This is a genomic window from Mesorhizobium temperatum (assembly GCF_002284575.1).
Lineage (GTDB): Bacteria > Pseudomonadota > Alphaproteobacteria > Rhizobiales > Rhizobiaceae > Mesorhizobium > Mesorhizobium temperatum.
On record NZ_NPKJ01000047.1, the window covers coordinates 60,297 to 72,749 of the forward strand.

Annotated in this window: 11 protein-coding genes; 6 read left to right on the forward strand and 5 right to left on the reverse strand. The window is 63.2% G+C overall.

Going from position 1 to position 12,453, the window contains the following annotated elements:
• The first annotated feature begins 63 nt into the window (after window positions 1-63).
• From CIT26_RS15615 to CIT26_RS15625, 3 genes are all read left to right on the forward strand, one after another.
• Window positions 64-1,071, forward strand: coding sequence for an iron ABC transporter substrate-binding protein (locus tag CIT26_RS15615; RefSeq protein ID WP_095493466.1), 1,008 nt, complete (start codon window positions 64-66; stop codon window positions 1,069-1,071).
• 176 nt (window positions 1,072-1,247) lie between these two features.
• A complete protein-coding gene (locus CIT26_RS15620; protein ID WP_167391420.1) occupies window positions 1,248-2,834 on the forward strand; it encodes an ABC transporter permease in 1,587 nt (528 codons plus the stop codon).
• Entirely contained in the window at window positions 2,831-3,913 is a 1,083-nt protein-coding gene (locus CIT26_RS15625) for an ABC transporter ATP-binding protein (RefSeq protein WP_095493406.1), read from the forward strand. Before CIT26_RS15620 ends, CIT26_RS15625 begins: the two co-directional genes overlap by 4 nt.
• Before the next feature lie 49 nt (window positions 3,914-3,962).
• On the opposite strand, the gene CIT26_RS15630 is transcribed toward CIT26_RS15625, so the two are convergent.
• The 5 genes from CIT26_RS15630 to tlpA form a co-directional block, all read right to left on the reverse strand.
• Complete coding sequence (locus CIT26_RS15630; RefSeq protein WP_095493407.1) at window positions 3,963-5,030, reverse strand: sn-glycerol-3-phosphate import ATP-binding protein UgpC; 1,068 nt, start codon at window positions 5,028-5,030, stop codon at window positions 3,963-3,965.
• Between the two features lie 7 nt (window positions 5,031-5,037).
• Window positions 5,038-5,886 (reverse strand): sn-glycerol-3-phosphate ABC transporter permease UgpE, encoded by an 849-nt coding sequence (gene ugpE / locus CIT26_RS15635; protein WP_095493408.1) that lies wholly within the window; start codon window positions 5,884-5,886, stop codon window positions 5,038-5,040.
• Between the two features lie 8 nt (window positions 5,887-5,894).
• Entirely contained in the window at window positions 5,895-6,779 is an 885-nt protein-coding gene (ugpA, locus tag CIT26_RS15640; RefSeq protein WP_095493409.1) for a sn-glycerol-3-phosphate ABC transporter permease UgpA, read from the reverse strand.
• A gap of 82 nt (window positions 6,780-6,861) precedes the next feature.
• The gene (gene ugpB, locus CIT26_RS15645; protein WP_095493410.1) at window positions 6,862-8,172 is read right to left on the reverse strand and encodes a sn-glycerol-3-phosphate ABC transporter substrate-binding protein UgpB; all 1,311 of its coding nucleotides are present in this window, start codon (window positions 8,170-8,172) and stop codon (window positions 6,862-6,864) included.
• 310 nt (window positions 8,173-8,482) lie between these two features.
• Window positions 8,483-9,169: a thiol:disulfide interchange protein TlpA gene (gene tlpA, locus CIT26_RS15650; RefSeq protein ID WP_095493411.1), complete on the reverse strand. Its 687-nt coding sequence runs from the start codon at window positions 9,167-9,169 to the stop codon at window positions 8,483-8,485.
• A 35-nt stretch (window positions 9,170-9,204) separates the two neighbouring features.
• Between tlpA and argH the strand changes: the two genes are divergently transcribed.
• The 3 genes from argH (at window position 9,205) to lysA (ending at window position 12,360) form a co-directional block, all read left to right on the forward strand.
• Window positions 9,205-10,605 (forward strand): argininosuccinate lyase, encoded by a 1,401-nt coding sequence (argH, locus tag CIT26_RS15655; RefSeq protein ID WP_095493412.1) that lies wholly within the window; start codon window positions 9,205-9,207, stop codon window positions 10,603-10,605.
• A 227-nt stretch (window positions 10,606-10,832) separates the two neighbouring features.
• Entirely contained in the window at window positions 10,833-11,039 is a 207-nt protein-coding gene (locus CIT26_RS15660; RefSeq protein WP_095493413.1) for a lipoprotein, read from the forward strand.
• Window positions 11,040-11,091: 52 nt separating this feature from the next.
• Window positions 11,092-12,360, forward strand: coding sequence for a diaminopimelate decarboxylase (gene lysA, locus CIT26_RS15665; protein ID WP_095493414.1), 1,269 nt, complete (start codon window positions 11,092-11,094; stop codon window positions 12,358-12,360).
• The last annotated feature ends 93 nt before the right edge of the window (window positions 12,361-12,453 follow it).

Here is a 12,453-nt window from a genome sequence, read left to right on the forward strand (position 1 = left end):
TCAGGAATTGATAGGTGCAGCCGTGCTAAATCAAGACCATCGAGATCGAGAGGGATGACGTCCATGAAATATGCTCTTTCCGCCCTTGCCGGTGCCACGGCACTTGCAATCAGCCTGATCGCCGGCCCGGCAATGGCCCAGGACGGCGGCATCATCGTCTACAATGCCCAGCACGAAAGCCTGACCAATGCCTGGGTGGAAGGTTTCACCAAGGAAACCGGCATCAAGGTCACCGTTCGCCACGGCGGCGACAGCGATTTCTCCAACCAGATCGTCGCCGAAGGCGCCGCCTCGCCGGCTGACGTGTTCCTCACGGAAAACTCACCCGCCATGGTGCTGGTCGAGTCCGCCGGCCTGTTCGCGCCGGTCGATGCCGATACGCAAGCGCAAGTTCCGCAGGAGTACCAGCCGGCCAGCGGCAAATGGGTGGGCATCGCCGCGCGCAGCACCGTCTTTGTTTACAACAAGACCAAGCTGACCTCCGAGCAGTTGCCCAAGTCGCTGCTTGATCTCGCCGATCCGAGCTGGAAGGGACGCTGGGCCGCTTCGCCCTCCGGCGCCGATTTCCAGGCGATCGTCAGCGCCCTTTTGCAGCTCAAGGGTGAGGCCGCAACGGCCGGCTGGCTGAAGGCGATGAAAGGGAACTTCACCGCCTACAAAGGCAACAGCACGGTGATGAAGGCGGTCAATGCCGGCGAGGTCGAAGGCGGCGTGATCTATCACTATTACTACTACGGCGACCAGGCCAAGACCGGCGAGAACAGCAAGAACATCGGGCTCCACTATTTCAAGAACCAGGATCCGGGCGCGTTCGTCTCGGTTTCCGGCGGTGGCGTGCTGGCCTCCAGCAAGCACCCGAAGGAGGCCCAGGCCTTCCTGAAATGGGTGACCGGCAAGGGTGGTCAGGACGTGCTGAAGACCGGTAATTCCTTTGAATACGCCGTCGGCAACGGCGCGGATTCCAATCCGGCGCTGGTGCCGCTGGCCGATCTGCAGGCGCCGAAGGTCGACGCGACGACGCTGAACTCCAAGAAGGTGACCGATCTGATGACGGCAGCCGGCTTGCTTTAGTCGGCGTTGGTCCTAAAAGGGGCAACCGACTGCGCTCCTGCGGGAATTCGCTTCCGCCGGAGCGCTCTGTTTTTCGAGGTGGCATTCGTCCATGACGACAAGCTGCGTTTTTGGCCACGTTTGCGGCCCTTCGACCGTTTCCGCCACCGGGCGGCAGCGGCGCGGCGCCTGAGCTGATGCAGTCTGCGGCCGACCTTGCACGTTCAGGCTTGCCGACCGGCGTGGTGGCTGGGCAATGGACGCGCCGGAGGCCCATATCCTGGATTTCGCTCGCCGCCATCCTGGTCTCACTTTTCTCTCTGCTGCCGCTCGCCTTCATCATCTGGATTGCCGTGCAGACCGGCTGGGAAACCGTATCGGCACTGGTGTTCCGGCCGCGCGTCGGCGAGCTGCTGGTCAACACGCTGCTTTTGGTGGTGCTGGCGGTACCGATCTGCATCGTGCTCTCAGTGGCGCTGGCCTGGCTGACCGAACGCAGCAGTCTTCCCGGTGCCCGCCTGTGGGCCTGGCTGTCGGTGGCGCCGCTCGCCATCCCCGCCTTCGTGCACAGCTACGCCTGGATCACCCTGGTGCCGGGACTGCATGGCCTGTGGGCCGGCGTCCTGGTTTCCGTCGTCGCCTATTTCCCGTTCCTCTATCTGCCGGTGGCGGCAGCTTTGCGCCGGCTCGATCCTGCTCTCGAAGATGCCGCGGCAGCCGTCGGCCTCGGGCCGTGGCGCGTGTTCCGGCGGGTCGTGCTGCCGCAGCTCAGGCTCGCCATCTGCGGCGGCTCGCTGCTGGTCGGCCTGCATCTCCTGGCCGAATACGGCCTCTACGTGTTCATCCGCTTCGACACCTTCACCACGGCGATCGTCGACCAGTTCCAATCGACCTTCAACGGCCCCGCCGCCAACATGCTGGCTGCGGTGCTGGTGACATGCTGTTTCGTGCTGCTTGGGATCGAAGTACTGGTGCGCGGCGAGGAGCGTTATGCCCGCGTCGGCTCGGGCGCCGCGCGGCAGCAGCAACGCACAAGGCTCGGCCGCGCCACGATCCCGTGCCTGCTGCTGCCGGTCGTCACCACCCTGCTGGCGCTGGGCGTGCCGTTCGTCACCATCGGCCGCTGGCTTGTGGCCGGCGGTGCCGATGTCTGGCGCCTCGATGAGATCGGCCTGGCGCTCGGCCAGACCCTGTTCCTGGCGCTCGCCGGTGCCCTGCTCGCTACCGTCGCCGCCATGCCGATGGCCTGGATCTCGATCCGCGCGCCGGGACCGCTGCAGCGCCTTCTGGAAGGCTGCAACTACATCGTCGGCTCGCTGCCCGGCGTCGTCGTGGCGCTGGCGCTGGTCACCATCACCGTGCGCATCGCTCTGCCGCTCTACCAGACCCTGTTCACGATTCTCGTTGCCTATGCATTGATGTTCCTGCCGCGCGCCCTGATCAGCCTGCGGGCGTCGATCGCGCAGGCGCCGGTCGAACTCGAACGCGCCGCCGCCAGTCTCGGCCGGTCACCGCTCAAGGCGCTGTGGTCGACGACGATCCGCCTCTCGGCGCCGGGGGCCGCGGCGGGCATGGCGCTGGTGGCGCTCGGCATCATGAACGAATTGACCGCCACGCAGATGCTGGCGCCCAACGGCACCCGCACGCTGGCGATGGCGTTCTGGGCGCACAGCGGCGAGATCGACTATGCATCCGCCGCACCTTACGCCCTCATCATGGTGGCGATGTCGCTGCCCCTGACCTGGCTGCTCTATGTCCAGTCGAAGCGGATGGCCGGACGATGAGCTTCCTCGAACTCACCGATGTGCATAAGCACTACGGCCCGGTGGCCGCACTGGCCGGTGTCGACCTCAGCGTGGCCAGCGGCAGCCGCACCGCGATCGTCGGGCCGTCCGGCTGCGGCAAGACGACCTTGCTGCGGCTGATCGCCGGCTTCGAGGCGCCGGACCAGGGCCGTATCGTGCTCGACGGCGAGGTGCTGGCCAATGGCGGCGCCGCCGTGCCCGCATATCGGCGCGGCATCGGCGTGGTGGCGCAGGACGGCGCCCTGTTCCCGCATCTGAGCATCGCCGCCAATATCGGTTTCGGCATGCGACATCACGAGGACAAGCGCACCGAGCGTATCGTCGAGCTCGCCTATATCGTCGGGCTCGACAAGGCGATCCTGAAACGCCGGCCGCACGAGCTCTCCGGCGGCCAGCAGCAGCGTGTGGCGCTGGCCCGCGCCATGGCCATGAAGCCGCGGCTGATGCTGCTCGATGAGCCGTTCTCGGCGCTCGACACCGGGCTGCGCGCCTCGATGCGCAAGGCGGTGGCCGAGCTTCTGGAGACCGCCGGCATCACCACGATCCTGGTCACGCACGACCAAGCCGAGGCGCTGTCCTTTGCCAGCCAGGTCGCGGTGATGCGCGACGGCATATTTTCGCAGGTCGGCACGCCGCGCGAGCTCTATCTCAAGCCGAAGGACAGGATGGTCGCCGAATTCCTCGGCGATGCCATCATCCTGCCGGCAAAGATCGCGGACGGCTTCGCCAGCTCGCCGCTCGGCCGCATCGCCGTCGACAGCACCGAGCGGCGCGATATCGTCCGTATCATGCTGCGGCCGGAACAGGTGCTGCTGAAACGGACATCGCGTGAAGGCATGTCGGGCACCCCGGACATGCTGTTCGGTGAGGTCATGGATGCCGAATTCGCCGGCTCGATGTGCACCATCGCGGTGCGGCTCTTGAACAGTCCCGATCCGCCGGACGCGGCCGCGATCGGCAATACGCCGTTGATCCTGCGCAAGCCGGGCATGGACACGCCGGTGGTTGGCGAGATCGTCCGGCTGACGGTGTCGGGAAAGGCGCATGTGTTTGCCTGAACGGTCTTGCGTCTCTCGCAGTTCGCTGGTTCAGGACGACAGGCTGGCTTCAATCGACCCGCTTACCGGCCTGATCGAACCAGTGCAGCTTTTCGGCCCTGGCCACGACGCGCAACTGGTCGCCGGGCTTGGCGGTGGCGCGCCCTGAGACGCGCACGACGATACGGCTGCCGGCTGCTGCACAATGAAGAAAGCTTTCGGCACCGACCGGCTCGACCGCCTCGACTGTCGCCGGCAGGACGAGCGCACCGGGCAGCGCCTCCGCATTGAAGGTGACGTCGGCATCTTCCGGGCGAAAACCGAGTGTCACGGCTGGTGTTTCGGGGGCCGCGAAGCCGATCACCGTGCCGTCGGCCAGCATCGGGCCTGAGGAACTTCCGGTCAGCGCCAGAAGATTCATCGGCGGCGCGCCGATGAAGGAAGCGACGAAGATCGAGGCCGGCTTCTCGTAGATGTCGAGCGGCGCGCCAGTTTGCTCGACCAGTCCGGCGTTCATGACAACAAGGACGTCGGCCAGCGTCATCGCCTCGAGCTGGTCGTGGGTCACATAGACCGAGGTGACGCCAAGCTTGCGCTGCAAATTCTTGATCTCGACCCGCATCTGCCCGCGCAATTTGGCATCGAGATTGCTGAGCGGCTCGTCGAACAGGAAGACTTTCGGATTGCGCACGATGGCGCGGCCCATGGCAACACGCTGGCGCTGGCCGCCGGAAAGCTCGCGCGGGCGCCGGTCGAGCAGCGCCGAGAGCTCCAGCACCTTGGCGGTCGAGCGCACCCTGCTGTCGATCTCGTCCTTCGGCGTGCCGCGGTTGCGCAGGCCATAGGCCATGTTGTCGTAGACCTTCATATGCGGGTAGAGCGCATAGTTCTGGAACACCATGGCGATGTCGCGCTCGGTCGGGCCAATGGCGTTGACCACCTTGCCGTCGATGGCGACTGTACCGGCAGAAATAGTCTCCAACCCGGCGATCATCCTCAGCAGCGTGGACTTGCCGCAGCCGGAGGGGCCGACCAGAACGCAAAGCTCCTTGTCGGGAATGGCGATGGAGACGCCCTTCACGGCTTCGACCCCGCTGGGATAGACCTTCTTCACGTCCTTCAGATCAACGGTCGCCATCGGCTTCTCACTTTTCGGATTCGACCAGGCCGCGCACGAACCAGCGTTGCATCAGCACAACCACCAGGATCGGCGGCACAATGGCCAGCATCGCTGTGACCATGACCAGGTGCCATTCGGTATCGGCATCGGCGAAGGAAACCATCTTTCTCAGTGCGATGACGATGGTGTTCATATCGTTGCTGTTGGTGACGAGCAGCGGCCAAAGATACTGCGTCCAGCCATAGATGAAGAGGATCACGAACAGCGCCGCGATGTTGGTGCGCGACAGTGGCAAGAGGATATCGAAGAAGAAGCGCCATGGCCCGGCGCCGTCGACGCGCGCCGCCTCGACCAATTCGCCCGGTATGGTCATGAAGAACTGGCGGAACAGCAGCGTCGCGGTGGCCGAGGCGATCAGCGGGATGATCAGGCCGGCATAGGTGTCGATCATGCCGAGATCGACCATCACCTTGTAGGTCGGCAGGATGCGCACCTCCACGGGAAGCATCAAGGTGATGAAGATCAGCCAGAAGAAGGTCATGCGCAGGGGAAAGCGGAAGAACACGATCGCGTAGGCCGAGAGGATCGAGATGAAGATCTTTCCCACCGCAACGCCGAGCGCCATGACCGTGGTGTTGAGGAGCAGTTGGCCAACGCTGACACCGCCGATGCGACCAATGCCGCCGAACAGCGCCTCGCTGTAATTGTTCCAGAGCTGGCCGCCGGGCAAGAGCGGCAGCGGCGGCCTGAGGATGGTTTGCAGCGTGTGTGTCGAGGCAACGAAGGTGTAGTAGATCGGAAAAGCCACGATCAATATGCCGAGGATGAGCACGGCATGGGCGATGAAGGTGCGGAGCGGGGACTGGCCGATCATCGCTGCCCTCAACCGTAATGAACTTTGCGTTCCACGTAGCGGAACTGGATGGCAGTGAGCGCAATGACGATGGCCATCAGGATGACCGACTGCGCCGCCGAGTCGCCCAGGATCAGATTGACGAAGCCGTCATTGTAGACCTTGTAGACCAGCGTCTCGGTCGTCTTGCCCGGCCCGCCGCCGGTGACGGCATGAACGATGCCGAAAGTGTCGAACAGGGCATAGACGGTGTTGACGACCAGCAGGAAAAAGGTGGTCGGCGCAAGCAGCGGGAAGACGATGGTCCAGAAGCGCTTGGTCTCGCCGGCGCCATCCATGGCCGCCGCTTCGATCAGCGTTTTCGGCACCGCCTGCAGGCCAGCGACGAAGAACAGGAAATTGTAGCTGATCTGCTTCCAGGCAGCCGCCGACACCAGCAGGATCATGGCGTGGGTGCCGTTGAGCAGCGGGTCCCATGCGATGCCGAGGCTTCTCAGCAAATAGGCCAACGAGCCGATCGAAGGATTGAACAGAAAAAGCCACAGCATCCCGGCAATCGCCGGCGCCACGGCATAAGGCCATATCAACAGTGTGCGGTAGAGGCCTTTGCCGCGCACTGCCTTCTCGGCCATGACCGCAAGCAAGAGGGCCACACCCATGGCAACGATCGCGGTCGCAAGCGAGAACACCACCGTGACCTTGATCGAGTTGAGGTAGGCCGGATCGGCCAGCACCTTGCGGAAATTGGCGAACCAGACGAACTTGGTCCTCAGCCCGAACGGGTCTTGCCTGAGCATCGACTGGTAAAGCGCCTGACCGGCCGGCCAGTAGAAGAAAACCAGTGTTATGGCGAGTTGTGGCGCCACCAGCAGGTAGGGCAGGATCTTGTTGGGAAAGACGATGCGTGGAGACAGGCTGATTTTCCCTCGCTATCCAGGGGGCGCCCACGCGAGCTCGCGTGGGCGATATTCCAATCGACCAACCGAGATAATCTCGTCAGTTCTCTAGCGCTTCCTTGATCGCGGCGTTGCCGCGCGTGACCGCGTTGTCAAGCGCCTGCTGAGCGGTTTGCTGGCCGGCCAGCATCTTCTCCAACTCCTCGTTCTGGATATCGCGCACCTGCGGCAGATTCGGCAGGCGCACACCCTTCGAGTTGTCGGTCGGCGCCTTGCCCGTCATCTGCAGGATGGGTGTCTCGCGGCCGGGGTTCTTGTCATAGAAGCCTGATTTCTTGGTCGCCTCGTAGGCGGCGAGCGTCACCGGCAGGTATCCCGACTTCTGGTGCAGATATTCCTGCACATCGGTCTTGGACAGGTAGGCGAAGAAGGCCGCGACGCCCTTATATTGCTCGTCCGATTTGTTGCCGAACACCCACAGGCTGGCACCGCCCGGCGTGGTGTTCTGCGGTGCGCCCTTGGCGTCGGTATCGTAGGGAAGCTGGCCGATGCCATAGTTCATGCCGGACTTGACGATGTCGCCGAGGCCGCCCGAGGATTCGGTGAAGATGCCGCATTCGCCGGCAAGGAAGATCTGCTTGGCTTCGGAGGTGCGCCCGCCATATTTGAAGGTGCCGTCCTTGGCCAGGTCTGCGAGCGCCTGGAAGTGGTTGACGAAAATCGGCGCATTGATCTTGAGCTCGACATCACCGCCGGCGAGGCCGTTCTGCTGGGTGGCCCACGACACATCATTCCATGCCGCGAAATTCTCCAGATGGATCCAGGTCAGCCAGGTCGAGGTATAGCCGCATGAGGCGGCGCCGCTCGTCTTGATCTTCTTGGCAGCTTCCCACACCTCGTTCCAGGTCTTCGGCGGGCTGCTCACGTCGAGGCCCGCTTTCTGGAAGATGTCCTTACTGTAGTAGAGGATCGGCGAGGAGGAGTTGTAGGGGAAGGACAGCATGGTGCCGTCCGGCTTCGAATAATAGCCGACGATGCCGGGCAGATACTGGCTCTTGTCGAAGGTCATCCCGGCACCGGTCATCACCTCGGCCACCGGCTTGATCGCACCCTCGGCCGCCATCATCACGCCGGTGCCGACATCGAACACCTGGAGAATATCGGGCGCCTGTCCGGCGCGGAAGGCAGCGATGCCGGCATTCAGCGTCTCGGGATAGGTGCCCTTGAACACCGGAACCAGCTCATAGTCGCTCTGGCTGGCGTTGAAATCCTTGGAGATCTTGTCGACGACCTCGGCGTTGGCGCCGGTCATGGCGTGCCACCAGCTGATCTGCGTGACGGCGAAAGCGGAGGTGGTGGAAAGCAGGGTCATGGTGGCGGCGACACCGGCCGCGAAGCCGAAGAACTTCATGTTTCATCTCCCGTTTTGTCATTGGCGAAAGGGCACTCTCGCAAAGGCAATATGTGCCGCTCGTGACAATTGGACAACGGTTTTGTTGCGGATCGATGAACTCGATCTCCACTTAAAGTGGTGCACGCTTGCCAATGGGAATCGATGGAAAGGAATTGCCAAGCCGGCTTACTGTTCGAACAAGGGCGATGGGGACCGTCAATCGCCGGCGCCTAAAGCGCGTCGCGTTTGAATGGATTCATGCGACGCGCTTTAGGTTCTTGTTTTGACGCATGTCGTTATCGCACTGCGCATTTTTGCGCGACATGCATTAGTCCGACTTGCCGAGCGCCGTCTCGACCAGCCGCTTGGCATCGGGGCTCGACCACTCGGCAGGGCCGTTCATGTGAGCGATCAGGCAGCCTTCACCGTCGATCAGCATGGTGACCGGCAGGCCGAGCGCCAGGCCGCGCGTCTTGAGATCGTTGAACAGCGCCATCGTCGAATCACGGTAGTAGCCGAGCGCCTCGACGCCGGTTTCCTCGAGGAACTTCTTCGGCTTGGTGTCGTCGCCGGCATCGACATTGACCGCGACGACCTCGAAGGCGTCGCTGCCCATTTCTTTCTGCAGCGCGTCGAGCGCCGGCATTTCGGCGCGGCACGGCGCGCACCATGTCGCCCACAGATTGAGCAGCACCGTCTTGCCGGCATGGTCGGCGAGCGTCATCGGCTTGCCGCCAGGGTCGTTGAAGGCAAGGCTTTTCAGCGATTGCGGCGGATCGGCCGGCAAGAGTGCGGCAACCTGGCCGGTGGCAGCCGCCGCGACCGTCTTGGCGCGGTCAGCCTTGGCGGCACAGGCGACATCGTCCTTGCTGTCGTCAACGGCGACTTGAGCGGGCGCGTTGTTGCCAGAACCGCTCTCGCTGACATATACCGCGACCGCGCCGGCCAGCACGCCCGCCACCAAAGCGGCGAGGATGAGGCGCGGGGCCGGAAAAAATCGATTGCCGTCTGCCATTTTTTAAAAACTGCTCCGGAGCACGGGTTATAGCGATGAGCGACAAGAAGGCCAGCAACCAGATGTGGGGGGGACGTTTTGCCTCGGGTCCGGCCGCGATCATGGAAGCCATCAACGCGTCGATCACGTTCGACCGCAAGCTCTACGCGCAGGATATAAGAGGCTCGATCGCCCATAGCGAGATGCTGGCGCAAACGGGCATTATTTCGGCGGCCGATCAAGAAAAAATCGCTCACGGGCTGAACACGATCCTGGCAGAGATCGAAGCCGGCACGTTCGAGTTCTCGACCAGGCTGGAAGACATCCACATGAATGTCGAGGCTCGCCTTGCCGAGCTGATCGGGCCGGCCGCCGGCCGCCTGCACACCGCCCGTTCGCGCAACGACCAGGTGGCGGTCGATCTCAGACTGTGGGTCAAGGACGAGTGCTTTCGGGTCGCCGAGGCGCTGAAGGGCCTGATCACGGCGTTCCTGGAACGGGCCGAGGAGCATGCGGCAACTGTGATGCCTGGCTTCACCCATATGCAGGCGGCGCAGCCGGTGACCTTCGGCCATCACTGCATGGCCTATGTCGAGATGTTTTCGCGCGATCTGTCGCGTGTTCGCGACGCCATCGAACGGATGGACGAAAGCCCGCTCGGCGCGGCCGCCCTTGCCGGCACCAGCTTTCCGATCGACCGGCACAAGACGGCGAAGGCGCTCGGCTTCCGCGAGCCGATGCGCAATTCGCTGGACAGCGTTTCGGACCGCGATTTCGCGCTTGAATTCTTAGGGCTGGCGGCGATCTGCGCGACGCATCTGTCGCGGCTGGCCGAAGAGATCATCATCTGGTCGACGCCGCAATTCGGCTTCGTCAGGCTGTCGGACTCATTCTCTACCGGCTCCTCGATTATGCCGCAGAAAAAGAACCCCGACGCCGCCGAACTGGTTCGCGGCAAGACCGGCCGCGTCACTGGCCATCTGGTCGGCCTGCTGACGGTGATGAAGGGCATGCCGCTGACCTATGGCAAGGACATGCAGGAGGACAAGGAATCCGTGTTCGACGCCGCCGAGACGCTCGACCTGATGCTGGCGGCGATGACCGGCATGGTGCGCGACATGACGGTGAATGCCGCCGCCATGAAGAAGGCCGCCGGGTCAGGCTATGCGACCGCGACCGATCTCGCCGACTGGCTGGTGCGCACGCTCGGCCTGCCGTTCCGCGAGGCGCATCATGTCACCGGCCGCGCGGTGGCGCTGGCCGAAGAGAGGAAGATCGGGCTCGACAGGCTGCCGCTGGAAGACTTGCAGTCCATTCACCCCGGCATCACGGCGGACGTGTTTTCCGTGCTTGCCGTGCAGAACTCAGTGAAGAGCCGCACGAGCTTCGGCGGCACCGCGCCGTCGGAAGTGAGGAAGCAGATCCGATACTGGAAAAAGCACATCGCCAAGGCGTGATGCTCGTGCGGCGAATCCGAAATTCGCATCACGTTGGAGCAGCGCGGCGAGCGAATTTCGGATTCAAAGCCGCACGAGTTAACTAATGAATTCTAGTGTGGTTTTGGATTTGAAGTTCCTCAACGTGAATGCCATCAATGCCAGGAACTTCAAATCCACCACACTAGGTGCAATGCCAGAAAAACTCGGCTAAAAGCGGCGGGCAAAAGTTTCGGACGGATGGATCGATGACCGCAAGCAGGATTTTGGTGACGCTCGCGCTGCTGGCGGCGCTGGCAACCGTAACGGCCTGCGGCAGGAAAGCCGGCCTTGAGACGCCCTATGAGGCGGCCGTGCAGGCGCGCAAGGACGCACAAAAGGCCGAGCAGCCCGTGCCGCCCGAGCCGGAAAAACCGGTCAAGGACAAGAAGTTCATTCTCGACCCGTTGATCTAGAGCCGATGAGATCGGCCGATCTCATCGTGCTCCAACTTCCGGAATCTCTGTTGTGAACCATTTCGACTACCGCGACGGCCTGCTCCATGCCGAGGACGTGGCGATATCAGATATCGCCGCAAGCGTCGGCACACCGTTCTATTGTTATTCGACGGCGACGCTGACCAGGCATTTCCGCGTGTTTGCGCAGGCCTTTGCCGGGCTCGACGCGCTGGTCTGCTATGCCATGAAGGCGAATTCCAACCAGGCGGTGCTGAAGATCCTGGCAAAACTTGGCGCCGGCGCCGACGTGGTCTCGGAAGGCGAACTGCGCCGCGCGCTGGCCGCCGGCATTCCGGCCAACAAGATCCTGTTTTCCGGCGTCGGCAAGACCGCGCGCGAAATGGATTTTGCGCTCTCGGCCGGCATTCTCTGTTTCAACGTCGAATCCGAGCCGGAACTTGAATTGCTGTCGGCCCGCGCCGCGGCGCTGGGCAAGGTCGCGTCGATCTCGCTGCGCATCAACCCGGATGTCGATGCCAAGACCCACAAGAAGATCTCCACCGGCAGGGCCGAGAACAAGTTCGGCATTCCCTGGCAGAAGGCGCGCCAGGTCTATGCCCGCGCGGCTGAACTGCCTGGCATCAAGGTCACCGGTATCGACACCCATATCGGCAGCCAGATCACCGAATTGCAGCCCTTCGACGACGCCTTCGCGCTGCTGGTGGAGCTGGTCGGCGCGCTGCGTGCCGACGGGCACGCCATCGAGCATATCGATCTCGGCGGCGGCCTCGGCATTCCCTACCGCGTCGACAACAGCCCGCCTCCCTTGCCGGACGCTTATGCCCAGATCGTCAGGAAGCACGTCGCCAAGCTCGGGCTGAAGGTGATGTTCGAGCCGGGCCGGCTGATCGTCGGCAATGCCGGTATCCTCGTCTCGCAAGTGATCTTCGTGAAGGCGGGCGACGCCAAGAATTTCCTGGTTGTCGACGCCGCGATGAACGATCTGATCCGGCCGACACTCTATGACGCCTTCCATGACATCAAGCCGGTGGTGCAGCAGCCGGCCGCGGCGCCGCGCATGACGGTCGACGTCGTCGGCCCGGTCTGCGAGACCGGCGATTATCTCGGCCTCGACCGCGACCTGCCGCGGCTCAAGGCCGGCGACCTGATCGCCGTCGCCACCGCCGGCGCCTATGGCGCGGTGCAGGCCGGCACTTACAACACCAGGCCGCTGGTGCCCGAAGTGCTGGTCGACGGCGACCGTTTCCATGTCGTGCGCCCGCGCCAGACCTATGACGAGCTGATCGGGCTGGATTCGCTGCCTGATTGGTTGGAATAGACCACGATCCCATGAGTTCATCTGCAAAATCTGGGCAAAAGAGCCCGAACGCTTCCGACTCGATCCCACCAATCAAATGCCGGGACTAAACAC